The sequence below is a fragment of the Acinetobacter sp. ANC 4216 genome, assembly GCF_004331195.1.
GTDB lineage: Bacteria > Pseudomonadota > Gammaproteobacteria > Pseudomonadales > Moraxellaceae > Acinetobacter > Acinetobacter kookii.
Genome location: NZ_SJOC01000009.1, coordinates 1 through 22,765, shown reverse-complemented (window position 1 = coordinate 22,765; position 22,765 = coordinate 1). Strand labels below are relative to the sequence as shown.

Annotated in this window: 24 protein-coding genes; 15 read left to right on the top strand and 9 right to left on the bottom strand. The window is 43.8% G+C overall.

Annotation, left to right across the window (positions count from 1 at the left end):
- The first annotated feature begins 154 nt into the window (after positions 1-154).
- The 5 genes from E0H88_RS08615 (at position 155) to E0H88_RS08595 (ending at position 4,751) form a co-directional block, all read left to right on the top strand.
- Positions 155-979: a hypothetical protein gene (locus E0H88_RS08615; protein ID WP_131273861.1), complete on the top strand. Its 825-nt coding sequence runs from the start codon at positions 155-157 to the stop codon at positions 977-979.
- 67 nt (positions 980-1,046) lie between these two features.
- Complete coding sequence (locus E0H88_RS08610; RefSeq protein ID WP_131273860.1) at positions 1,047-2,042, top strand: RsiV family protein; 996 nt, start codon at positions 1,047-1,049, stop codon at positions 2,040-2,042.
- The gene (locus tag E0H88_RS08605; RefSeq protein ID WP_131273859.1) at positions 2,042-2,863 is read left to right on the top strand and encodes a TatD family hydrolase; all 822 of its coding nucleotides are present in this window, start codon (positions 2,042-2,044) and stop codon (positions 2,861-2,863) included. The genes E0H88_RS08610 and E0H88_RS08605 overlap by 1 nt, the downstream gene beginning before the upstream one ends.
- Positions 2,864-3,036: 173 nt before the next feature.
- Positions 3,037-3,771: a Bax inhibitor-1/YccA family protein gene (locus E0H88_RS08600; RefSeq protein ID WP_131273858.1), complete on the top strand. Its 735-nt coding sequence runs from the start codon at positions 3,037-3,039 to the stop codon at positions 3,769-3,771.
- 173 nt (positions 3,772-3,944) lie between these two features.
- On the top strand, positions 3,945-4,751 hold the full coding sequence (locus tag E0H88_RS08595; RefSeq protein ID WP_131273857.1) for an enoyl-ACP reductase FabI: 807 nt from the start codon (positions 3,945-3,947) through the stop codon (positions 4,749-4,751).
- Positions 4,752-4,886: 135 nt separating this feature from the next.
- Here the strand turns inward: E0H88_RS08595 and secB are convergent, their stop codons facing one another.
- The 4 genes from secB to rsgA form a co-directional block, all read right to left on the bottom strand.
- Positions 4,887-5,342: a protein-export chaperone SecB gene (gene secB, locus E0H88_RS08590; protein ID WP_092820864.1), complete on the bottom strand. Its 456-nt coding sequence runs from the start codon at positions 5,340-5,342 to the stop codon at positions 4,887-4,889.
- Positions 5,343-5,381: 39 nt separating this feature from the next.
- Positions 5,382-5,636 (bottom strand): glutaredoxin 3, encoded by a 255-nt coding sequence (gene grxC / locus E0H88_RS08585; protein ID WP_086197473.1) that lies wholly within the window; start codon positions 5,634-5,636, stop codon positions 5,382-5,384.
- A gap of 18 nt (positions 5,637-5,654) precedes the next feature.
- Entirely contained in the window at positions 5,655-6,062 is a 408-nt protein-coding gene (locus tag E0H88_RS08580) for a rhodanese-like domain-containing protein (RefSeq protein WP_092820866.1), read from the bottom strand.
- A 94-nt stretch (positions 6,063-6,156) separates the two neighbouring features.
- Positions 6,157-7,221, bottom strand: coding sequence for a small ribosomal subunit biogenesis GTPase RsgA (gene rsgA / locus E0H88_RS08575; RefSeq protein ID WP_092820868.1), 1,065 nt, complete (start codon positions 7,219-7,221; stop codon positions 6,157-6,159).
- 125 nt (positions 7,222-7,346) lie between these two features.
- On the opposite strand from rsgA, the gene orn reads away from it, so the two are divergent.
- The gene (gene orn, locus E0H88_RS08570) at positions 7,347-7,901 is read left to right on the top strand and encodes an oligoribonuclease (RefSeq protein ID WP_131273856.1); all 555 of its coding nucleotides are present in this window, start codon (positions 7,347-7,349) and stop codon (positions 7,899-7,901) included.
- A 148-nt stretch (positions 7,902-8,049) separates the two neighbouring features.
- Positions 8,050-8,814 (top strand): tRNA threonylcarbamoyladenosine dehydratase, encoded by a 765-nt coding sequence (locus tag E0H88_RS08565; protein WP_131273855.1) that lies wholly within the window; start codon positions 8,050-8,052, stop codon positions 8,812-8,814.
- A 481-nt stretch (positions 8,815-9,295) separates the two neighbouring features.
- Here the strand turns inward: E0H88_RS08565 and E0H88_RS08560 are convergent, their stop codons facing one another.
- Complete coding sequence (locus E0H88_RS08560) at positions 9,296-10,339, bottom strand: hypothetical protein (RefSeq protein WP_131273854.1); 1,044 nt, start codon at positions 10,337-10,339, stop codon at positions 9,296-9,298.
- Positions 10,340-10,496: 157 nt separating this feature from the next.
- On the opposite strand from E0H88_RS08560, the gene pheS reads away from it, so the two are divergent.
- The 3 genes from pheS (at position 10,497) to E0H88_RS08545 (ending at position 14,288) form a co-directional block, all read left to right on the top strand.
- Entirely contained in the window at positions 10,497-11,477 is a 981-nt protein-coding gene (gene pheS / locus E0H88_RS08555) for a phenylalanine--tRNA ligase subunit alpha (RefSeq protein WP_086197467.1), read from the top strand.
- A 136-nt stretch (positions 11,478-11,613) separates the two neighbouring features.
- Positions 11,614-13,995: a phenylalanine--tRNA ligase subunit beta gene (gene pheT, locus E0H88_RS08550; RefSeq protein WP_131273853.1), complete on the top strand. Its 2,382-nt coding sequence runs from the start codon at positions 11,614-11,616 to the stop codon at positions 13,993-13,995.
- Positions 13,992-14,288: an integration host factor subunit alpha gene (locus tag E0H88_RS08545; RefSeq protein WP_086197465.1), complete on the top strand. Its 297-nt coding sequence runs from the start codon at positions 13,992-13,994 to the stop codon at positions 14,286-14,288. Before pheT ends, E0H88_RS08545 begins: the two co-directional genes overlap by 4 nt.
- Before the next feature lie 177 nt (positions 14,289-14,465).
- Here E0H88_RS08545 and E0H88_RS08540 read toward each other — a convergent pair whose 3' ends face one another.
- The 3 genes from E0H88_RS08540 to trxA all read right to left on the bottom strand — a co-directional run bounded on the left by E0H88_RS08540 (position 14,466) and on the right by trxA (position 17,059).
- Positions 14,466-14,714 carry a hypothetical protein gene (locus E0H88_RS08540; RefSeq protein WP_092820877.1) on the bottom strand — a complete coding sequence of 83 codons (249 nt, stop codon included), beginning with the start codon at positions 14,712-14,714 and terminating at the stop codon, positions 14,466-14,468.
- Positions 14,715-15,135: 421 nt separating this feature from the next.
- Positions 15,136-16,404 carry a transcription termination factor Rho gene (rho, locus tag E0H88_RS08535; protein ID WP_005007569.1) on the bottom strand — a complete coding sequence of 423 codons (1,269 nt, stop codon included), beginning with the start codon at positions 16,402-16,404 and terminating at the stop codon, positions 15,136-15,138.
- A gap of 328 nt (positions 16,405-16,732) precedes the next feature.
- Positions 16,733-17,059 carry a thioredoxin gene (gene trxA, locus E0H88_RS08530; protein ID WP_092820879.1) on the bottom strand — a complete coding sequence of 109 codons (327 nt, stop codon included), beginning with the start codon at positions 17,057-17,059 and terminating at the stop codon, positions 16,733-16,735.
- 261 nt (positions 17,060-17,320) lie between these two features.
- Between trxA and ppx the strand changes: the two genes are divergently transcribed.
- The 5 genes from ppx to E0H88_RS08505 are packed head-to-tail and all read left to right on the top strand — an operon-like array spanning position 17,321 to position 22,458.
- Positions 17,321-18,841: an exopolyphosphatase gene (gene ppx / locus E0H88_RS08525; protein ID WP_131273852.1), complete on the top strand. Its 1,521-nt coding sequence runs from the start codon at positions 17,321-17,323 to the stop codon at positions 18,839-18,841.
- 50 nt (positions 18,842-18,891) lie between these two features.
- Entirely contained in the window at positions 18,892-19,716 is an 825-nt protein-coding gene (locus tag E0H88_RS08520; RefSeq protein WP_131273851.1) for an acetyl-CoA carboxylase carboxyltransferase subunit alpha, read from the top strand.
- Positions 19,653-21,002, top strand: a complete 1,350-nt coding sequence (gene tilS, locus E0H88_RS08515) for a tRNA lysidine(34) synthetase TilS (RefSeq protein WP_131273850.1) — start codon at positions 19,653-19,655, stop codon at positions 21,000-21,002. The genes E0H88_RS08520 and tilS overlap by 64 nt, the downstream gene beginning before the upstream one ends.
- 28 nt (positions 21,003-21,030) lie before the next feature.
- On the top strand, positions 21,031-21,861 hold the full coding sequence (gene proC / locus E0H88_RS08510) for a pyrroline-5-carboxylate reductase (RefSeq protein WP_131273849.1): 831 nt from the start codon (positions 21,031-21,033) through the stop codon (positions 21,859-21,861).
- Positions 21,862-21,888: 27 nt separating this feature from the next.
- Complete coding sequence (locus tag E0H88_RS08505; RefSeq protein ID WP_131273848.1) at positions 21,889-22,458, top strand: YggT family protein; 570 nt, start codon at positions 21,889-21,891, stop codon at positions 22,456-22,458.
- A gap of 62 nt (positions 22,459-22,520) precedes the next feature.
- Here E0H88_RS08505 and E0H88_RS08500 read toward each other — a convergent pair.
- The coding region (locus E0H88_RS08500; protein WP_131273847.1) for an IS30 family transposase at positions 22,521-22,765 on the bottom strand (245 nt) is incomplete at its 5' end.

Below are 22,765 nucleotides of genomic sequence, written 5' to 3'. Positions count from 1 at the left end.
CACCGAAAATAAAAACAGCTTCTTTATGAAGCTGTTTTTTTAGGGAGTGGATGACATTTCATCAATATGTATTGTCGCAAACATAGACGAAGTGTCAGCTGCCCTATTAGAATCATAAAGATAGATGAATTACTTGAGAAAAAGAGTGGTCAGCATGAACGGGAAACTCGGGGCTGCATCGGTAATCGTCATTGGTCTGATGCTCAGTGCCTGTGATGCTTCAAAACAAGAATCCAAACAACCAGATCAGCAGCAAGCGCCAACTTCGGTATTTAAAACCGAGCAGGCGGATGTCTTGCCCTATTTAAATATTCAGGAGCAGCAGGCAAAAATTGCCTTGCCTTTCTGCGAAACCAAGAACTGTATAGACCTGAGTATTCAAACGGTACATACCGAAGATGCTTGGTTAAATGACTGGATTGCCAAGAGCCAGTCCAAGGTCATTCAAGATCAAATTGGTTTAAAACAGGACATGAGCCTGCAGCAGGCCGTGAATGCCTATGTGAAAAAGTCGGATGCCTGGCAGGCTGAATTTGCCAAAAATAAGCCCTATGAACTGTCAATGTATACCCGAATTGCCTATCAGCGGAATCAATATGTGCTCATGCAGTTAGGAGTCGATACGACGCAAGAAGAAGTAAAAGTAAAAGAGCGATATTACTTCTTTGTGGCTGACCGTAAAAAACAGAAGGCGGTGACTTTGCTGGATATTCTGGAACCTCAGCAGCAAACCGCCATGAATGGCATTGTGCAGCAGGCTTATCAAAAATGGTTAAAGCAACAAAAGGCTGAAGCCAGACAGAAAGCGCCAAAAAAACTGTATTGGGGGCAGGCGGACTGGTTCTTTGATCAGGAAGGCATCGGTTTGCATTATCGCACCCATGAAATTGTGGAGGATGGTGCCCAGCTGGATATTTATTTAACCAAAGAACAAACCAAGCAGATATTGAAAGCTGACGCTTATCAGCATATGTTTTAGTCATCCTGAATAAATCCAGACATCAAGTGAACGTCCATTTACCCGATTTAAGTTTATAGGTCAGATGATGCTAAAAAATAAAACGATCTTTACCCTCAGTGCCGTTGCGGCAGCAATGGCCTTGAGTGCATGCCAACCTAAACAGCCTGAGCCTAAAAAAGAGGACAAGGTGACCCAGTCGCAAGCTGCTCAAGCCGAAGCTTTAACATTGGCAGGAGACACGGAAAAGCTGACTTTAAATTTGCCTGAATGTGATGGGAATAGCTGTCCTGAAATCAGCATTGAGCGTCTTTCCAGTAACCAGGCTTTTATTGATGAATTTATCGATCAGCAAATTTTAAAGCAGCTGGAGCAAAGTGTAGATATTTCGCCGAAATCCTTAAAGGCAGGGCAGCAAGAGACTGCAGCGAGCGGAAATTCGAAAGATTCAAATTCAGCCCAGGCATCGGAAGCTGCTGCATCGGAAACTATTGAAACACCGAAACAGAAACTGGAAAAGCAGGTAGCTCCTTATCTGCAGACCTTTTTAGCGCTGGATAGAGAACTGAAAGCGTTAAGTGCCAGTCATCAGATTAGCCTGATGATCAAGCCGAAGATTCTCAATGCAGCCCAACCTTTGGCAACTGTGGTGTTAAATTCCAGCAGTTATCTGGGCGGTGCACATGGTTCATCCTCACAGTATTATTATAATTTTGACCTGAAAAAGAAAAAATTGGTCGCACTGGATGATATTTTGCTGCCCAAGCAGAAAGCGGTACTGGAACAGAAAGCCCATGAAGAGTTTAAACGTTGGGTTATTGATTCCAAGTTGGCAAATAGCGTTGAAGAATATGAACAGGCGTGGAAATTTACCTTATCGGACAATTTCTATCTGTCTACTCAAGGCTTGATTTTGCAATATGGCGAATATGAAATCGGGCCTTATGTCGTTGGATTGCCACGTTTGACCATTCCGTATGAACAGTTGCAAAGCGTGCTGAAGAAAGAGTACTTGCCTCCAGTGGAAGTCAAAAATGATGCTGCATCGGCAAGTGCAGCTGTCGCAAATAAAGCCCGATCTTAATGTCTTATTCACTGTTTGATACCCACACCCATTTTGATGTTCCCGATTTCGATGCAGATCGGGAACAGCTGGCGCATGCAGCCAAAGCGGTGGGGGTAGAACGCTTGATTCTGATTGGTTTTGTCCAGTCCCGCTTTCAGGATCTGCTCTACACGCAGCATTTTCTCAATCAGTTAAAGGGTGCTCCTCAAAGCTATTTAGCACCGGGATTGCATCCTTTTTATATTGAGCAGCATCAAACTTCGCATCTGGCCGATCTGGAACAGCTTTTAAAAACAGAAGATTGTGTTGCGGTGGGTGAAATTGGTTTAGATACCTTTTTGGCACAGCACAAGCAGCCAGACGTGTTTCAGAAACAACGAGATTTTTTTTCTGCACAACTGGAATTGGCACAGCAGTTTGATAAGCCGGTGTTATTGCATATCCGCAAATCGCATGCGGAAACACTGGCCGTATTAAAACAGCAACAATTTAGCTTGGGTGGAATTGCCCATGCGTTTAGTGGCGGAATAGAAGAAGCCAAGGCATTTATTAAACTGGGTTTTAAAATTGGTGTCACCGGGCAAATTACCAATCCCAATGCCAAAAAACTGCATCGGGTGGTGCAGGCTATAGGTGCTGAAAATCTGGTTCTGGAAACCGACTGTCCGGATATGACTCCCTTATGCTGTCAAAGTTCCACTGAACATCGAAGCCGCAATACGCCAGTCAATTTACCGTATGTGCTGGATGGATTGGCACAATCACTGAATCTGGACCAGGCTTTTCTTGCCGCACAACTTTGGCAAAATTCCCTGGATGCCTTAAGGCTGACATCTTAAAAAACATTGTAAAACCAGATTTGATCCATCAATGTGGGTTCTTAAGCTATGTTTTGCCATGAATTGGCTTGCCTGTCTGAGCGATATTTTATGCAAAGTTGCAAAGATTCATTTTCTGTTCTTAAATGCTATCTATACTCCTTTAAAAATTAAACGACAATAATGAGGAAATTATGCAAAGTAATAATCCTATTTTAACCCGGGTCGAAACCCGGAGTGATTTTAACCAGGCCATGACGGTGCAAGGCGCCATCCAGAAGTCAGTGTTATTAACCGTGATTGCCGCTGTAGTCGGTGTATCGCTTTTTTTATATAGCTTTATGACGCTGAATATATCCATTGCCTATGCCGCTGCCATGGTGGGGGCGATTGGCGGATTTATCCTGGCACTTATCGCCACATTCAAGCCCAACACAGCACCCACCTTGGCCATTCCTTATGCGCTGTTTGAAGGGGCATTTTTAGGAGGCATTTCGGTCATATTTCAGCTGAAATTTCCAGGTGTACCTTTGCAGGCCTTGCTGGCAACTTTTGTTACCACACTGGTCATGTTTGGGTTATACCGCTTTCAGATTATTCGTGCCACAGAAAAATTTAAAGCTGTGGTGATGTCTGCTTCGATTGCCATTGCCATTGTATTTGTGGTGCAAATGGTCATGGGGTTGGCTTTTGGCTCAAGTATCCCTTATATCTTTGAAAGCAACTGGCTGGGGATTGGCTTTGCTGCATTCATTGCAGTGATTGCTTCTTTAAACCTGATACTCGATTTTGACCTGATCGAATCATCTGCTGCACAGTATGCACCGAAAGCGATGGAATGGTTGTGTGGTATTGCCTTATTGGCAACCTTGGTGTGGATGTATTACTCGTTCCTGCGCTTGCTGGGATTGTTGCAAGGGGATGATTAATCCTTTTCAGCATGACAGCTAGCTCAATAGCAGGATCAATCCAGAAATGCTCCCCGATGGTGGAGCATTTTTTATAGTTTTTACACAACATGTTAAAAAAAGGCGCATTATGCAATTTCGCAAATGCTTCAGACTTGGCATTATGCTGGTAAATTATTTTGAGTGAGATTCACATGGCACAAGGACTATTGGCGGGTAAGCGTTTTCTCATCGCGGGTATTGCAAGTAAATTATCCATTGCATTTGGTATTGCTCAAGCCTTGCATCGTGAAGGTGCTGAACTGGCATTTACCTATCCGAATGAAAAATTAAAAAAACGTGTTGATGAGTTTGCTGCACAATTCGGTTCAACACTGGTTTTCCCTTGTGACGTGGCTGTAGATGCTGAAATTGACCAGGCTTTTGCAGAATTGGCAAAACATTGGGATGGCCTGGATGGCGTGGTTCATTCAATCGGTTTTGCACCAGCGCATACTTTAGATGGTGACTTTACCGATGTTACCGACCGTGAAGGTTTTAACATTGCCCACGACATCAGTGCATACAGCTTTATTGCTATGGCACGTGCTGCAAAACCATTATTACTGGCTCGCCAAGGCTGCCTGCTGACTCTGACTTATCAGGGTTCTGAACGTGTAATGCCGAATTACAACGTGATGGGTATGGCGAAAGCATCATTAGAAGCGGGTGTACGTTATTTAGCTTCTAGTTTGGGTGCTGAAGGTATTCGCGTGAATGCCATTTCTGCAGGTCCCATCCGTACCCTTGCAGCTTCAGGCATCAAGTCTTTCCGTAAAATGCTCGACCTGAATGAAAAAGTTGCGCCACTGAAACGCAATGTGACCATTGAAGATGTCGGTAATGCGGCATTGTTCCTGTGCTCACCTTGGGCCAATGGTATTACTGGCGAAATCATGTATGTTGATGCCGGCTTTAATACTGTAGGTATGAGCGCCGATTTGATGATGGATGGCGAATAAAAAACTCTCTCCTTTTTTAAAGGAGGGTTGGGGAGGATGCTATAATCTCCCCAACCCCCTCTTTATTAAAGAGGGGTTTAAAAGCCAATAAAAAAGACCGCAAATGCGGTCTTTTTTATATTCAGGCTTAAGCGATTAAGCTTGGCCTTCGGCAGCGGCAGCTTGAGCACGTTGCATATTTGCTTCGAATTCAGCGTCGAAGTTAATTGGCGTAAGCAGCAATTGCGGGAAGCTGCCTTTGGTGACCATGTCATTGACTGCTTCACGTAAGAACGGGAACAGGATATTTGGACAATAAGCACCCAGAATATATGGAAGGCGTTCTTCTTCAACACCGTCAATCAGGAAAATGCCGGCTTGAGTCACATCCACGATAAATGCAGTATCGCCTGCATTATTGGCCTGAACCACGACCTGTAATCCCACTTCGTAATGCGTTGCATCAATTTTTTCTGCAGAAGAAGACAGGTTGATATTGAGTTCAGGCTGCCATTCTTTAGTAAATACTTGTGCCCCAGGTACTTCAAAAGAAATATCTTTAGTATAAATACGTTCTAGTGCTAATTGTGGTTGAGCTTGTTGTTCACTCATTCTTTAATCCTTAATATGAAGAGCTGGCTTAATAAAATGTTAAGCCAATAGTTCGTTTAGTTTTCCTTCACGCTCTAAAGCATAAAGTTGATCAAAACCACCAATAAACTGGTCGTTAATAAAAATTTGTGGAACAGTACGGTGATTGGTGCGTTGCATCAATTCGACACGTACTTCAGGTGCTTCGTTAGATAAGTTAATTTCTTTATAAGCCACGCCTTTACGCTCAAGAAGTTGTTTTGCGCGAATGCAATATGGGCATACGGTGGTGGAATAAATAATTACTTCAGCCATTCAAAATCTCCAAGCGTATTATTTGCTTTTAATCAGGGGTAAGCCTTGAACTTTCCAGTTGTTGATTCCACCGTCTAGACGGTAACTGTCGGCATGTCCCACTTGTTGTAATGCTGAACCTGCGATTTGACCCAAATTGCAAATAAACACAAGTGGACGGTCTGCAGATTTTAACTCTTCAATATGACTGCTAATCTGGCTATAGGGAATATTACGGCTACCGCTGATATGACCTTCACGGAAATCTTTGGCATCACGTAAATCAATCAGCATGGCATTTTTAGCTTTGACTAAAATACCTAAAGATTGTGGTGAAATTTTACGGCCATTGCGTTGCCCTTCTAAAATAAAGAACAAAACAACCAACACCCCGAGCGTTCCAAACAAGAAGGGGTGATTCCCCATAAATTCGAACCAACGTTCCACAAGTCACCTAATTACAATTTCAAAATTGCGTAGAGTATAGCCTATAAATATGGCGATCAAAATCACTGCTTCAAGGGCTAAAGGTTAAGAAAAATTAATTTTTTTGCTGTGCTTCAGTAATTTCATCGATTAAACGCAAATAACTGTCTAAACGGCGCTGCAAGATTTCACCAGATTCCACCGCCTGACGCAAAGCACATTGCTTTTCATGCTTATGGGTACAGTTACGGAACTGGCAATGTCCCAGCAGATTTTCAATTTCAGGAAAGCCATGCTGCACTTTGGCCAGATCCAGATGCCATAAACCAAATTCACGGATTCCTGGAGAGTCAATCAAGGCAGCGCCTTCACCAAAGGCAATTAAACGGGTAGATGTTGTGGTGTGCTGACCCAGCGCCGAGTTTTCCGAAATGATATTGGTTTTTTGCGCCGCTTCGGGAACAATGGCATTAATCAGCGAGCTTTTGCCGACACCGGACTGGCCAACAAAGGCGACCGTTTCACCGGCCAGGCGTTTTGCCAGTGCGGAAACCGATACCTCACCGGTAGACTGGCATTGCATGACTTCATATCCCAGGTCCCGGTATTCTTTGACCAGGTCTAGAATCGGGTCATTTTCCTGAATTAAATCAGCTTTATTCAGTACCAGCAGTGCCGGAATTTCAGCATCGGCGCAGGCCACCAGATAACGGTCAATCAGACTGGGTGCAACTTCCGGAAAGGAGGCAAATACAATCACAATCAGGCTGACATTGGCCGCAACAGGTTTAACCTTGTGATAACGGTCGGGACGGGTTAGCAGCGATTTACGTGGATGAATAGCGGTAATAATACCGAGTCCGGTATTCGGATCGGCCTGCCATTTCACGCGGTCACCTGTGACCAGCGCTTCCAGATTGGTCCGGGTATGACAGCGCCATACGCTGCCGACTTCAATCGGCTTCCAGAAAGGCTCTGGTTCACCTGCTGCAACGATAGGTTTACTCGGATGCTTTTCGGGCGCTGAGAGGGCTTGCACTTCAAGCTGACGGCCATAATGTTGCACCACCAAGCCTTCTAAATCGTTTGAAGTGTCGAGTTCTTCTTGACGTGTTTGATGTTGTTTCTGAATGCGACGTTGCTGCTGTTCAGTTAAACGACGTTTACGAATTAAAGCCATTCATATCCTAAAAAAAGCATGGACTAAGAATGGCAAAAATAGCATGAAGCGGGGTAGGAGTTACAGCCAAGTTGCAATAAATTTGCTACTATAGCGGTTTTTAAGCCCAATAAGATTGCACATTTATGAGCAGCACCCCTGATACCCGCCTGATTTGGATTGACCTGGAAATGACAGGTCTGGATACGGATAACGATCAAATTATTGAAGTTGCAACGATTGTGACTGACGATAACCTGAATATTCTGGCGGAAGGTCCAGTGCTGGCTGTGCATCAGTCGGATCGCGTGTTAAATACAATGGATGAGTGGAATACGCGTCAACATGGTCAATCGGGTCTGATCGAACGGGTACGCCGCAGTAAATTGACCGCACAAGATGCCGAACAGCAAACCCTGGAATTCCTGAAAAAATGGGTCAATCCAAAATCATCACCGATGTGTGGTAACTCCATTTGTCAGGATCGCCGTTTCTTGCACCGTTTAATGCCGGAAATGGAACAGTACTTCCATTACCGTAATCTGGATGTATCTTCAGTGAAAGAGCTGGCAAAACGCTGGCGTCCGGAAATCATGAGCGGTTTGAAAAAGAATGCTTCACACCTGGCGATGGATGACATCCGAGATTCGATTGCCGAACTGAAATACTATCGTGAATACTTCTTTATCATGAATAAATAAAGCAGTGTTGATAGATGAATAGAAAAGGGGCGAAAAGCCTCTTTTTTTATGCCTGCTACAGTTATTGAATAATGCGAAAGAGATAGGTTATCGAATTCAGCTGGAATTTGATAAAATGCAGCGGTGTTTTTTAGCTGTTAGATGACGAATGACTGATCTTCCTGAAGATGATGAATATGAGCGCCGCTTTGCAGGTGTAGAAAAAATTTATGGAGATGAGGCGTTTCGTCAGTACGAAAACAGTCACGTGATGGTGATCGGGATTGGCGGCGTTGGTTCCTGGGCGGTTGAAGCCTTGGCGCGTACCGGCATTGGTGAACTGACCCTGATTGATATGGATGTGGTTGCTGCATCCAATATTAACCGTCAATTGCCGGCCATGACTTCGACCTTGGGGCGGGAAAAAATAGAAGTGATGGCCGAGCGCTGTTATTCGATTAATCCACGGATCAAGATCAATCTGGTGGATGATTATCTAACCCCGGATAATGTCAAAGAACTGTTAGAAAATACCCCTGATGTGGTTCTGGACTGTATTGATGATGTCAAAGCCAAACTGGCGTTAATGCTGCATTGCCGTTTTAATAAAATTCCGCTGATTGTGTCGGGTGGAGCAGGCGGCAAGCTGGATCCGTTAAAAATTCGGGTTGCCGATTTGTCCAAAACCGAACAGGACCCAATGCTGGCGAAACTGCGCAGCCAGCTACGTGCCAAAGGCATCTGTAAAAAGCCCAAAGAAAAATTTGGCATTAGCTGTGTTTATTCTATTGATAATCCGTTCTCTGGCGCAGAGGTTTGTGCCAGTGCCGGCCTGCGCTGTGGCGGTTATGGCTCGGCAGTGGTGGTCACTTCAAGTTTTGCCATGGTGGCAGTATCAGAAGTGTTAAAAAAACTGGCACTAAAAAAAGCCTAAAGCATAAACCGATCAATCGGTATAAAAATCAAAAAAAGATGAACTCGATTATCGGGTTCATCTTGAATTTAAATCATGCTGAAAGATATTTATGTCTATTAAAAGATCTCTTTCATAGATCAAAAAATGTTCAATATTAGTTTTTTAAATCAGCACGGCCTCATATTTAATTGATTTAATTTTTTACCTTCTCGTAGGCAATCTTTCTACTTTTGAAAGGTCAAAAGTAGACAAAAACCTTTTGTTTCCCATACACGACATCCTGAGCCAGTTTTAAGCACTGCTTTAAAATGCAGCGCAAGGGATGGGAAACGTGTGGCATCCATGCCACACTCATGAATCTAATATCGACTAAAATCTATTTTCAATTTCAGCTTTACGAACAATTTTTAGTTTCTAAAATGATTTATGAAAGAAGTCTAATCAATAGATATTAAAGTTTTCTATTCAAGCCAGCAGTTTTTAGCATCTTTATAGAAAATTAAAGTCCAAAATAATAAGCCAGTACACAAATGACAATGGTCAGCAAAATCAGTTTAATCACGCCGGATGTACCGACTTTATGCGAAGCATGCGCAGGATGGCTTTTCACCTGTGGGGTAGTATGCGGAGTGCTTGGCGCGCCATCTAGTGGATTGGCCACTTCAACTTTGGTCAATCGTGCGGACTGATAATGATTGGCAACTTTGACTATAAATTTTGCGGTTAAATCATCCAGCTTTTGCGAGAAATGACGTAGATTCAGCTGTTCTTCAGGTGTCAGTTCACTGCCATCCGCATGATAGGGATGTTGCTGTTTTTGTTGAATAAGAGCCGACAAGGCTTCTAGGCGATGCAATGTGGTATGTGCATAATCCGCCTGATAATCGCTTGGCAGTAAAGGTAGATATTTACTTTCCGGCAATGGGGAACCATCGGCATTTTCCGTTGCCGTTTGCGGCATTCCATAATATGGAAAATCACGATTCGCAGGCTCGGTAAAGCCCTGTGCAAATTTGTTGTCAAATAATTCGTTATTGGTATAAACCTGAATGTCATCCCAATTCGGCTGTTGCAAATCGGCATCGATGCGTTTTGCCAGTTTTGAATTCAGCTCGAAACGCCAGAAGGTTTCCTGACGGCACTGTTCCTGTTGTGGCTTGGGCGCTGCATAGTCATGATCTGCGTTATACCATTCCGCCAATTCCTTGCCGAAAATCCAGGCGGTTTTCTTATTGTGTTCATGGCTGACAATAAAATGCGGAATGGCAAGCAGTTCAACGTTGGCATTTGGATTCTGTTCATCATTGAGCAGACTGGAACTGTGCAGGCTGATGCGCAGCGTTCCCTGTCTTTTTAGACCTTCCAGCCAGATTTGAAAATGTTGGGCCAGTAAATGTTGTGACAGCAGATCCCGGAAACGCAAATTGTGCTGGTTAAAAATGGCATGTTGCACCCAATGATTAAAGCTCAGATTCTGGCTGAGGTATTCATTGCCATAGGTCACCAAAGTAAGCTGCTGTTTCCAAATCTGATCGAGTGCCATTGTTATTGATCTCATAAATATTGGCTTTATCTTATACTTTTTCTAAATATGGTTGCCAATCTAATTTTTCCTCTACAGGGAACTTCATCAACGCGCTCAAAAACTGTTAGAATATGGGGTTTTATTATATTTTTAAATTGTTGCTTTGAGAGTTACTATGTCACTGGAAGCCCTGACCACTGAAGCGCTCGCTGCGATTGCAGCAGCAGAGGACCTTGCTACACTCGATCAAGTGCGAGTGCAATTTACAGGGAAGAAAAGCCAGCTCGCGGAACAATCCAAGGCACTGGGTAAAATGGATCCTGAAGAACGTAAAGTTTTTGGGGCGAAAATTCATGCGGTCCGTGAAGCCATCACTGGCGCACTCACAACACGCCAGGCGGAATTACAAAAAGCTGCACTAGAACAAAAACTCGCCAGCGAAACGATCGATATTACCTTGCCGGGTCGCGGTCAAAGTGTGGGCAGTATTCACCCTGTGACTCAAGTGCAGGAACGCATTTGCCAATTTTTTACCAAAGCCGGTTTCACGGTTGCGACAGGCCCTGAAGTTGAAGATGATTATCACAACTTTGAAGCGCTGAATATTCCGGGGCATCACCCGGCACGTGCCATGCATGACACCTTCTATTTTGATGCCAACCACCTGCTTCGTACCCACACTTCAGGTGTGCAAGTACGGACCATGGAAAAGAATCAGCCGCCAATCCGTATTGTCTGCCCGGGTCGTGTATACCGCTGTGACTCGGACCAGACCCATTCGCCAATGTTCCATCAAATTGAAGGTCTGTATGTCGCTGAGAACACCAGCTTTGCAGAACTGAAAGGTTTGTTGGTGAACCTGCTGAACGAATTCTTTGAAAAAGACTTAACTGTGCGTTTCCGTCCGTCTTACTTTCCGTTCACTGAACCAAGTGCCGAAGTGGATATCATGGATGAACGCGGTCGCTGGCTAGAAGTTTTGGGTTGCGGTATGGTGCATCCGAATGTCCTTCAAGCAGCAGGCATTGATCCTGAAAAATATAAAGGTTTTGCGTTCGGTTTAGGTGTAGAACGTTTTGCGATGCTGCGTTATGGCATTAATGATTTGCGTATGTTCTACCAGAATGATGTGCGTTTTTTACGCCAATTTGCTTAAGGCTTTTATTTAATCCTCTCCTAACCTCTCCTTTTTCAAAGGAGAGGGACTCCGCGAAAAGATAGGGGTTCTCCCCCCTTTGAAAAAGGGGGAGTCAGAGGGGGATTCTAGAGATTGAAATTACAGGTTTTTATAAATGAAAATTAGCGAAAATTGGTTACGCACCTGGGTAAACCCGGCGGTTGATAGCGAAACTTTATCCGATCAACTCACCATGCTGGGCTTGGAAGTTGATGAGCTGGCGCCAGCTGCAAAACCATTTACCGGTGTGGTTGTTGGTGAAGTACTCACTGTAGAACAGCATCCAGATGCAGACCGCTTGCGAGTTACTACCGTAAATATCGGTTCGGGTGAGCCTTTACAGATTGTTTGTGGCGCACCTAACGTACGTGCAGGCATGAAAGCCCCTGTAGCGACCATTGGTGCAGTATTGCCGGGCGATTTTAAAATCAAGAAAGGCAAGCTGCGTGGTATCGAATCACAAGGCATGTTGTGTGGTGCTTCTGAAATTGACTTGGAAGATAAAATTGATGGTCTGTTAGAGCTTCCAGGCGACGCACCTGTTGGTGTCAACATCCGTGAATATCTGGATCTGGATGATCACGTGATTGACATCAGTATCACGCCAAACCGTGGTGACTGTTTCAGTATTCGTGGTATCGCGCGCGAGATTGGGGTAATTAACCAATTGCCTGTAACTGCACCTGAAATCACAGAAGTGGCTGCAAGCATTGCTGACGAGAAAAAAGTCGTTGTGGAAACTGAAGGCTGCCCACGCTATTTAGGTCGTGTCATCAAAAACGTCAATACCAAAGCCCCTACACCGGAGTGGATGGAGCGTGCACTTGCCCGTTCAAGTATCCGTCAGCACAGCATTTTGGTGGATATTACCAACTATGTACTGATTGAACTGGGTCAACCACTGCATGCTTTTGATGGCGGAAAAGTTCAAGGTTCAGTGCATGTACGTCAAGCCACTGCTGCTGAAAAACTGGTTCTACTCAATGAACAGGAAGTTGAGCTATCTGATGACGTGATGGTGATTGCTGATGATGAAAAGGCATTGGCGATTGCGGGCATCATGGGCGGCCTGTCTTCATCTGTGACTGATGAAACCACGGAAATCTTCCTGGAATCTGCTTTCTTCGCGCCTTTACATATTGCGGGCCGTGCGCGTAGCTTTGGTTTACATACCGATGCCTCTCAGCGCTATGAACGTGGTGTAGATTTTGAATTGCCGCTTATTGCCATGCACCGCGCATCACAGTTGATTGCTGAACTGGCGGGTGGTGAGTTTGGTCCAATTACCGTGGCAGAAAAAACCGAGCTTTTACCAAAACGTGAAGCGATTGAACTGAACCAGGCTCAAGTGGATCAGTTATTGGGTTATAAGGTTGAATCTGACTTTATTACCGATGCCTTAACGCGTTTAGGTTGTGATCTGACAGTTAAAGCTGAAGGTCAATGGAGCGTCGTTCCTCCATCACATCGCTATGACATGGCAATCTATCAAGACCTGATTGAAGAAGTTGCCCGTATTCACGGTTATGACAATATTAAAATCAGCCTGCCTGTGATTGACGTGAAACTTGCCAAACATCAAGATCAGTTTGAGGTGGCTCAACTTCGTCAAACCCTGGTGACTTTAGGATATCAGGAAGCGATCAGTTTCAGCTTCGCTGATGCCAAACTTGAAAAACAGCTGAATCCTGCGGTAAATCCGTTGATGTTGGCGAACCCAATCTCCAGTGAATTGGCAGCAATGCGTTCTACGCTGTTATCCAGCCTGATTCCATGTGTGCAATACAATATCAACCGTCAGCAAAACCGTGTGCGTTTCTTTGAGTTAGGACTACGTTTTGATTATCAAAATGCGCAAAGCATTCATGATCTAAAACAGATCCCGACTTTGGCTTTAATTGCAGTGGGTGCCAAAACAGCTGAATCTTGGCATGGCAAAGCTCAGCCAATGGATTTCTTTGACTTAAAAGGTGAAGTTGAGGAAATTTTGGCAGCAGGACGGGTTAAAGTTGAATATGTTCGTTCAGAGCGTAGCTGGTTACATCCTGGACAGTCGGCTGAAATTTTAGTAGATGGTCAGTCTGTGGGTTATCTCGGTCGTTTACATCCTTCTTTGGAAGATGAACTCGACTTGGGCATGACTTGGGTTGCCGAACTTGATCAAAAGGCTGTTTTGCAAACTTATGTATCTAATTTTACAGAATTATCACGTTTTCCATCGGTAAGACGTGATATTGCGCTTTTAATTAATGATAAGATTAATGTTAGCGAAATTCAGGGACTTATCGAAAAAACAGGTAGGGAGCTGCTAGACTCGACATGGTTATTCGATGTGTATACTGGACAAGGAGTAGAAGAAGGGAAACGCTCACTGGCATTTGCCCTTCTGTGGCAGCATCCAAGCCGTACATTGGAAGATGCTGAAATTAAATCAGGTATGGATAATATCCTTCAAGTGTTGGAAAACACTTACCAAGCGACATTGAGGGCTTCATGACAGCACTAACAAAAGCAGAAATGGCTGATCATTTAAGTGAGCTCACGAGTTTAAACCGTCGTGAAGCTAAACAAATGGTCGAATTGTTCTTCGATGAGATTAGCCAAGCGCTAATCTCGGGTGAACAGGTTAAACTTTCGGGTTTCGGTAACTTTGAGTTGCGTGACAAGCGTGAACGTCCAGGCCGTAACCCGAAAACCGGCGAGGAAATTCCAATTTCAGCACGCCGTGTAGTCACATTCCGCGCAGGACAGAAATTCCGTCAGCGCGTAGGAAATGAGCAGATCGATTGATCTGCTTTTTTTTGTTTTAAGTTTTTTTAAAGGATTCTGGTTTTCTATCTAGAATAGGAAAGGAAGCGTATTGTTTGAAAATTAGATATTTTTATTCAATATGATTTGATTGACCTTTATTTTATTCATAAAAAAAGAGAGCCAATGGCTCTCTTTTTTACTGAATAATCGTAAAGATTATTTAGCAGCAGAAGCAGCAGCTTCAGAAGCAGCTGGAGCAGCGTCAACAGCAGAAGCAGCAGCTTCAGTAGCAGAAGCAGCTTCAACAGTAGCAGCAGAAGCAGCAGCAGTAGCTTCAGATGCAGCTACAACAGCTTCAGATGCAGCAGCATCAGCAGCAGGAGCTTCTTCAGTTTTTTTAGCACAACCAACGAAAGCTAAAGTAGTAGCAACTGCAGCAGCAATAGCGATTTTTTTGAATAACATGGCATCACTCTCTAAAATATGAGATTAAAAAAAACCTATGTTAGCCTGTTGAGTGCTTTTATTCTTCCTAAAATTTGTTAGGCAGTAACAATGCAGAGGCAGTCTAACTGGTCTGCGAATATGCTATCACTGCGCATTTTGAATTACTACTAGGTGCTTATTAAAAAATGCAAAAAAAGATAAAAAATGAGCATTTTTTTAACAGAAAATAACAATCAATTGGAAGATTTATATTGGATAAATACTAAATAACTTGCTAAAAATTATGGTTTTATAAATTTAATATTTTTAAGAATAATTAACCGGTCTATTAACTTTACAAAGAAAAGGGTTGATTGTAGCTTTATGTAAATAAAGTCAACCAAATAAAAAGGCTATCCCTAGAGATAGCCTTTTTATGGAAAAAACAATAATGCCCCGTTTAATTGGTCGCCTTACGCTTCATTTGATCGAAGAAATCATCATTGGTTTTGGTTTCTTTCATACGATCCAGCAAGAATTCCATGGCTGCCAATTCATCTTGAGTATGCAGCAATTTACGCAGAATCCAGACCTTACGAAGGTTATCTTCGCTCATCAAGCGCTCTTCACGGCGAGTACCGGATTTTTTGATGTTCATTGCAGGGAACACGCGTTTTTCGGCAATGCGGCGATCAAGCGTAATTTCCTGGTTACCTGTACCTTTGAATTCTTCGTAGATCACTTCATCCATCTTGCTGCCTGTTTCAATCAGGGCAGTAGAGATGATCGTCAAAGAGCCACCTTCTTCAATGTTACGTGCAGCACCGAAGAAGCGTTTTGGACGTTCAAGCGCATGCGCATCCACACCACCGGTCAACACTTTGCCAGATGAAGGAATTACAGTGTTATAGGCACGTGCCAGACGGGTAATCGAATCCAGCAGAATGACCACATCTTTCTTGTGTTCTACCAGACGTTTGGCTTTTTCAATCACCATTTCAGCCACTTGTACGTGACGGGCTGGAGATTCGTCAAAGGTTGAGGCAATTACTTCACCACGAACCGTACGTTCCATTTCAGTCACTTCTTCAGGACGTTCGTCGATTAGAAGGACGATAAGGAAACATTCAGGGTTGTTACGAACAATCGATTGCGCGATGTTCTGTAGCAACATGGTTTTACCCGCTTTTGGCGGTGCAACAATAATCGAACGCTGACCTTTACCAATTGGCGCAACCAAGTCAACGACACGTGCAGTTAAGTCTTCAGTGGTACCGTTACCCAGTTCCATGACCAATTGTTCAGTCGGGAACAATGGGGTCAAGTTCTCGAACAGGATCTTGTTACGCGAGTTTTCAGGTGTGTCGTAGTTGATTTGATTAACTTTTAAAAGCGCAAAATAGCGTTCGCCTTCTTTAGGTGGGCGAATTGTGCCAGTAATGGTATCACCGGTGCGTAAGTTGAAGCGGCGAATTTGCGATGGGCTGACATAAATGTCATCCGGGCCTGCAAGATAAGAGCCCGCTGCTGAGCGGAGGAAACCAAAACCATCAGACAGAATTTCCAGAACACCATCACCAAAAATCTCTTCGCCATTCATTGCATGGCGTTTTAAGATGGCAAAAATGATGTCTTGCTTACGGTTACGGGCCATTCCTTCCAGGCCCATAAACTCGGCAATCTTGATGAGTTCGCCAATCGGTTTTTTCTTGAGTTCAGTTAAATTCATAGGGGGTCAGATAGAATTAAAATTCTGGGATAGAGATGAGAAAAGGGAGCAACATTCAGCCGCTTACACGCAATAAACGTAACGCAATTGTATTTGCACAATAACAATTCAGAGGTCTGATTCATTGTTTCGAAGAGAAAAGTGTAAAAACAATTTCTGTTGCCGAGCGGCGATCTTATGTGTTGTGTCTTGTAAGAAAATGACGGATCAGAAATCCTGTATTCCTTGAACAAGCAATATAAGAGCTAATCGTATTTTTGTCAATTTATAGACGAAAAAAATACGCTATCGGGCGATAGCGTATTGGATTCAATCAAGCTGTTTTAAATTAGATATTTTCTTCAATAAAAGCAGTCAATTTAGATTTTGGCGCAGCACCGACTTGTTGAGCGACAACTTCACCATTTTTAAACATCAATAGTGCAGGAATGTTGCGGATATTGTAGTTTACGGCAGTCGCTTCACAAGCAGTTACATCAACTTTAACAACTTTTACTTTGCCTTCAAATTCTGTAGACAATACTTCAAGTACAGGTGCAATAGCTTTACAAGGTGCACACCAGCCTGCCCAGAAATCGACCAGTACAGGAATGTCAGATTGTAAAACGTCAGCTTCGAAGTTCGCATCAGTTGTGTTTACGATATTGCCAGACATGGAATGCTCCAAATAAATTTTAAGTTAGTTCTATAACTATAAGTATTACATAGCCTCGTTTAACTATGTAGGGGGATATGTAAATTTTCAATCATTATATTGAGTTTGTCTAATTGATGCTCACGATATTGATTATCGTGTCCTACAATGGTTTAAGGTATTAAAAAAATTAAAAACTGGTTCAGTTGAACTGATAAATGGCTTTTAAATTGCATGCATGTGAATTACTCTAAGCACAATTCTTATAGGTTTGTTTGAATAATGTCTGATTTTTTGATTGATGAAGAGTTACTTGCTGCCATCGATATGGGGTCGAACAGCTTTCACCTGGCAATTGCACGTGTAGATCATGGCGAAGTAAAAAAAGTGGCTTCGATGTCAGAAAAAGTACAATTGGCAGCTGGCTTAGATGAAAATAAAAATTTGACCGAAGCGGCTCAGCAACGTGGGTTGGCCTGTCTGGCACGTTTTGTCGGACGTTTAAGTTCAGTGCAGCCCAACCGTTTGCGTATTGTGGCAACCAATGCTTTACGTCAGGCTAAAAATGGTCATGAATTCATTCAGAAAGCTGCTGACATTTTACCTAAACCGATCGAAATTATTGCTGGTCGTGAAGAAGCCCGTCTGATTTATTTGGGGGTTTCACATACCATGGCCAATAGCGGCCGCCGTCTGGTGATTGACATTGGCGGGGGGTCGACCGAGCTGATTATTGGTGAAGCATTCGAACCGATTCATACCGAATCTGTACAAATGGGCTGTGTTGCCTTTACGAAAGCCTATTTTATGGATGGCGAAATTAACCAGAAAGTTTTTGATAAGGCAGTGACCGCTGCACGTAAAGAAATTTCAGGGATTGCCAATACCTATAAAGCTGCAGGTTGGGATACGGTAGTGGGTTCAAGCGGAACGATTAAAGCCTGCCGTCAAATTACGGTGAATATGGGCTGGAGCAATGAAAAAGAAGAACTTACCCGTGAAGGCCTGGAAAAACTTAAAGACAAGTTGCTTAAATATAAGCACGTGGCTGAAATGGAATTTGATGGCCTGAAAGAAGACCGCCGAGCAGTTTTGCCAGCAGGGATTGCCATTTTATATGCCGTATTTGATGTGCTGGGTCTGGATAAACTGGTCTATTCAGATGGTGCTTTACGTGAAGGCGTTATGTATGACTTGCTGGGCCGTTTCCAGCATGAAGACGTTCGCGACCGTTCTGTACATGCCTTAATGGGACGCTATAACGCCGATAGCAAACAGGCTGAACGTGTAGTCAATACCGCACAGCAATTGTTTAATGGTGTTGCACAATCGCTAAATTTAACCAGTGATGACAGTGACTTACTGCGTCGTGCTGCATGTTTGCATGAAATTGGCCTGGCGATCAGTCACAGTGGTTACCATCGCCATGGGGCTTATTTATTGCAACATTCGGATATTCCGGGTTTCTCGCAAATTGATCAAAACCATTTGTCACATTTGGTCGCTCATCATCGTCGTAAACTTCGTAGCGATGCGCGCGTAGATGTTGCAAAGGTCGGTGGTAGCAAACTTGTGTACTTATGTCTATTGCTGCGTTTAGCAGTTTTGCTTAATCATAGTCGTAGCGATGAGATGCTTCCTGCCATTGAATTAAGTGTCATCAATGAGCAACAATGGCAACTCAGCGTTTCTGGCGATGCCAAACAATGGCCTTTGCTTGTAGCAGACTTGCATGATGAACAGGTGCAGTTTAAGCATTGGGATATTGAATTGAATATTCAGTCGGAACAATTTATCTATTAACAAGTGATTGGTTAACAAGGTATTGTTAATTTAGGGATAATGGTCGACCTATGAAAAATAAAGCTGCTCAATCTAAAGCATGGACAACGGTTCAAATTGCACGTCATCCGGAACGTCCGCAATTCCTGGATTATGTTGGTGAAATCTTCACTGAATTCGATGCTTTACATGGAGATCGGGTATTTGGTGACGATGGTGCGATGATCGGTGGCTTGGCTCGTTTTAATGGTCAGCCAGTGATGATTGTTGGGCAACATCGTGGTCGCAGCACCCGTGAAAAATTGCAACACAACTTCGGCATGAGTAATCCCGAAGGTTACCGTAAAGCACAGCGTCTACTCGACATGGCTGAACGTTTCAACCTGCCGGTATTCACTTTTATCGATACCATGGGTGCATATCCTGGGGTCGGTGCGGAAGAGCGCGGTCAGGCGGAAGCGATTGCCACCAGCCTTGCACAGCTTTCCAGCCTGAAAGTTCCGGTGGTTGCCACCGTTTTAGGTGAGGGCGGTTCAGGCGGTGCACTCGGTATTGGTGTGGCGGATCGTGTGATCATGCTGTCTCACAGTATTTATTCAGTGATTTCTCCTGAAGGTTGTGCATCCATTTTATGGAAAACAGCAGAGAAAGCGGAACAAGCCAGCGAAGCCCTGGCATTAACTGCAGAGAAATTAAAACAACTCGGTATTGTTGAATACGTAGTTGATGAAGGTGAAGGTGCGCATTTGCAGCCTGAAAAAGTGATGCAAGATCTTAAAGATGTGTTACAACAGGCTTTAGAAGAATTGCAATCGATGGATGCGGATGAAAGATGCGAAGCACGTTACCAGCGTTTAATGAAGTTTGGCAGCGACAATTCCGGTCTGGCGTCTTAAAGCAAATCCAGTGCTTTCCTCCTGAAAGCACTTTCTTGATTGGATGTAGCGGTGGCATGGATTCCATGCTGCTTTTGCATCTGATGTCTGATTTAGTTCCTGAAAAAATCCGTACAATCTATGTCGATCACCAGTTGCAAAGTATCAGTGCAGATTGGGGACGATTTGTGTCTGATCAATGCGCAGCGCTGAATGTACCGTGTATTGTTGAAGCGGTTGAAGTGCAAGACGGCAACCTGGAACATCAGGCACGTAACGCACGTTATCAAGCGTATTCAAAACATCTAAAATCCAATGAAATTTTGGTTCTGGCACATCATCAGCAGGATCAGGCCGAAACCTTGATGTTGCGTCTGCTTTCCGGTGCCGGCGTGCATGGGCTCGCTGCGATGAAACAGGTCGATGTACGAGAGCAATTTACCATTTGGCGACCGCTGCTTGATATTTCACGTGAGCAGATTTGCCAATGGGCAACCCAGCTGGGTGTGCAAAATATTGAAGATCCCACCAATTTGGATACCCACTACGATCGGGCCTGGTGCCGTCATGAACTGTGGCCGCTGTTGCAAAAACGCTATCCGAAAATGCAGCAGGCACTCAGCCGCACCAGCTATCTGATGCAGGATGCGGAAGATATTTTGCTGGACGTTTTACAGCAGGATTTAAAGCATTGCGGATCGGCCACTGAACTGGATTTAAAAAAATTAGCTGAATTATCAAGTGCGAGGCAAAGGCAACTGCTCTCTGCCTGGATGAAAGGGCAAGATACTTATCGCCCAAGTTTTGAGATGGTGCAACGCTTGTTGCATGAAGTCATTGAGTCCAAATCTGATGCACAAGCTGCATTGCACTGGAATCAATATTATTATGTGCGTTATCAGCAAACACTTTTCCGTTTAAGTGCGGCAGAATATTTGGCTGAAAAAAATGAATCGAATATTTCCAGACAGACTCTTTTAGTTGAGTTAGGACAAAAGGTTGAAACGCTTTCAGGTGATTATCTGGCTGAAACTGCAAAAGTAGGCCTGTCAACAGCATTGCTGGGTCAAAAACTGGATCTGGTCATGCGTCAGGGTGGAGAAAAAATTCATTTGTATGGACGAGTGGGAGCTTGGCCATTAAAAAAAGCCATTCAGGAAGCACAAATTTTTCCCTGGCAGCGTTATAGAATTCAAATATTAAGCATAGATAATGTTATGCTTGGTGTTTTTACACCAAAAGGGTTTTGGTTAGCTCAATCTGAGTATTGTGAAATCGGTGGATGGCAACCAAATTTGATCTCTTAGTTAAAAATTCTAAGTCGAGTATAAATCCATGAGTGCAGCTTTAAATTGTAATATTAGTTTTATTGGTGGCGGCAATATGGCCCAGGCCTTGATTGGCGGGCTGATTTCACGTGGCTTGCCGCCAACTCGTATTACAGTTTCTGATCCGGTCGAGAAAGTCCGTCTTTTATTAACAGAAAAAGATGTACACGTGACGGATGACAATATTGCTGCCATTCGTGATGCCGATATCGTCCTTTTTGCAGTGAAGCCGCAAGTCCTGGCCAGCGTATTAAAACCGCTTAAGGGCTTGCTGGAAGGCAAACTGGTGATGTCGATTGTGGCGGGGGCTGAAATTGCGACCATCGCTAACCTGCTAGATACCAACCGTATTGTTCGGGTCATGCCGAATACACCGGCTCTAGTACAAACAGGGGCCCATGGTCTGTATGCAACTGAAGCTGTAAATGCACAGGACCGTGAATTGGCCAGTCAGGTTTTGGCTGCAACCGGTTTAACCATTTGGGTCAATTCAGAAGCACAGATTGATGCTGTCACCGCAGTATCAGGCTCTGGTCCGGCTTATTTCTTCTATATGATGGAAAGCATGATTCGTGCAGGGAAAAACCTGGGTCTGGATGAAAAAGTAGCGACAGCATTGACGCTGCAAACAGCCTTGGGTGCCGCACAAATGGCGATTACCAGCTCAAATACACCGGCAGAACTTCGTAAAAACGTGACCTCTCCAAATGGTACGACCCAAGCTGCACTGGAAGTATTCGATCGTGCGCAAATCTCTCAAAATATTCAGGCCGCTTTGGCTGCAGCGCAAAAGCGCAGTCAAGAACTTGCTCAAGAGCTAAGTGAAAGTAGCAAATAACTCGTTTTTATTTAGGAAAGTTCCAGTATGGGTGCAAACTCTGCGCTGATTTTTGGCATTATCATTAACGTAGCGATTTTGCTCGTATTCTTCCGTTTTCTCATGCAGCTTGCAGCGGTGAACGCTTATAATCCCGTCGTCATGTCTACTGTGAAAGCGACGAAAATTGTCGATGTGTTTGGGCGTATTTTTCCCACCCTGGCAAAAGGTCGTGTCAATTCGGCAGCCTTGGCTTTGGTGGTGCTTTTATATTTACTCAAGATTTTTGGAGTGATGTACCTTTCAGGGGCCATGCCGAACAGTCCGGTACATCTGGTGATATTGACCTTTGTCACCATGATTCAGGATCTGATCCGTTTCTGCCGTTACCTGATTTTTGCAACGATCATTTTAAGCTGGGTGGTGATGTTTACTCAATCTCGTTCACCTTACATTGAAGTGATTCAAGAACTGGCAGAACCATTACTGGCACCTTTCCGCCGTATTTTGCCGAATATGGGCATGATTGACCTGTCGCCAATTGTTGCATTCCTGGCGCTGTATATTGCCGAAATTATTATGAATGAAGTGGCGATTGTGCTTCTGACTGGGCTTTAAAGTTTAAACAGTAAAATCCAGATCATAAAAAAAAGGACTCGATGGAGTCCTTTTTTTGAATCTTAGATTAGTATTTGAAGTGCAACACCATGTTGTTGCCATAATACCTGACTCGGACTTTTAAAGCCGAGTCTTTTTCTTGGGCGATGATTCAAACGTTGAGTGATTTCTGCAATATATTCATCCGTATAGGCATTTAAATTACTGCCTTTTTTAATATATTGCCTAATTAAGCCATTGGTATTTTCATTCGTGCCTCGTTGCCAAGCGCTATAAGGATCAGCGAAATACCAGTCTATTTCTAATT

Bases quoted from the DNA above. Each gene is read 5' to 3' on its own strand.
- E0H88_RS08615 (WP_131273861.1), top strand. From the start codon at position 155: ATGAACGGGAAACTCGGGGCTGCATCGGTAATCGTCATTGGTCTGATG.
- E0H88_RS08610 (WP_131273860.1), top strand. From the start codon at position 1,047: ATGCTAAAAAATAAAACGATCTTTACCCTCAGTGCCGTTGCGGCAGCA.
- E0H88_RS08605 (WP_131273859.1), top strand. From the start codon at position 2,042: ATGTCTTATTCACTGTTTGATACCCACACCCATTTTGATGTTCCCGAT.
- E0H88_RS08600 (WP_131273858.1), top strand. From the start codon at position 3,037: ATGCAAAGTAATAATCCTATTTTAACCCGGGTCGAAACCCGGAGTGAT.
- E0H88_RS08595 (WP_131273857.1), top strand. From the start codon at position 3,945: ATGGCACAAGGACTATTGGCGGGTAAGCGTTTTCTCATCGCGGGTATT.
- secB (WP_092820864.1), bottom strand. From the start codon at position 5,342: ATGAGTGAACAACAAGCTCAACCACAATTAGCACTAGAACGTATTTAT.
- grxC (WP_086197473.1), bottom strand. From the start codon at position 5,636: ATGGCTGAAGTAATTATTTATTCCACCACCGTATGCCCATATTGCATT.
- rsgA (WP_092820868.1), bottom strand. From the start codon at position 7,221: ATGGCTTTAATTCGTAAACGTCGTTTAACTGAACAGCAGCAACGTCGC.
- orn (WP_131273856.1), top strand. From the start codon at position 7,347: ATGAGCAGCACCCCTGATACCCGCCTGATTTGGATTGACCTGGAAATG.
- E0H88_RS08565 (WP_131273855.1), top strand. From the start codon at position 8,050: ATGACTGATCTTCCTGAAGATGATGAATATGAGCGCCGCTTTGCAGGT.
- E0H88_RS08560 (WP_131273854.1), bottom strand. From the start codon at position 10,339: ATGGCACTCGATCAGATTTGGAAACAGCAGCTTACTTTGGTGACCTAT.
- pheS (WP_086197467.1), top strand. From the start codon at position 10,497: ATGTCACTGGAAGCCCTGACCACTGAAGCGCTCGCTGCGATTGCAGCA.
- pheT (WP_131273853.1), top strand. From the start codon at position 11,614: ATGAAAATTAGCGAAAATTGGTTACGCACCTGGGTAAACCCGGCGGTT.
- E0H88_RS08545 (WP_086197465.1), top strand. From the start codon at position 13,992: ATGACAGCACTAACAAAAGCAGAAATGGCTGATCATTTAAGTGAGCTC.
- E0H88_RS08540 (WP_092820877.1), bottom strand. From the start codon at position 14,714: ATGTTATTCAAAAAAATCGCTATTGCTGCTGCAGTTGCTACTACTTTA.
- rho (WP_005007569.1), bottom strand. From the start codon at position 16,404: ATGAATTTAACTGAACTCAAGAAAAAACCGATTGGCGAACTCATCAAG.
- trxA (WP_092820879.1), bottom strand. From the start codon at position 17,059: ATGTCTGGCAATATCGTAAACACAACTGATGCGAACTTCGAAGCTGAC.
- ppx (WP_131273852.1), top strand. From the start codon at position 17,321: ATGTCTGATTTTTTGATTGATGAAGAGTTACTTGCTGCCATCGATATG.
- E0H88_RS08520 (WP_131273851.1), top strand. From the start codon at position 18,892: ATGAAAAATAAAGCTGCTCAATCTAAAGCATGGACAACGGTTCAAATT.
- tilS (WP_131273850.1), top strand. From the start codon at position 19,653: ATGCGAAGCACGTTACCAGCGTTTAATGAAGTTTGGCAGCGACAATTC.
- proC (WP_131273849.1), top strand. From the start codon at position 21,031: ATGAGTGCAGCTTTAAATTGTAATATTAGTTTTATTGGTGGCGGCAAT.
- E0H88_RS08505 (WP_131273848.1), top strand. From the start codon at position 21,889: ATGGGTGCAAACTCTGCGCTGATTTTTGGCATTATCATTAACGTAGCG.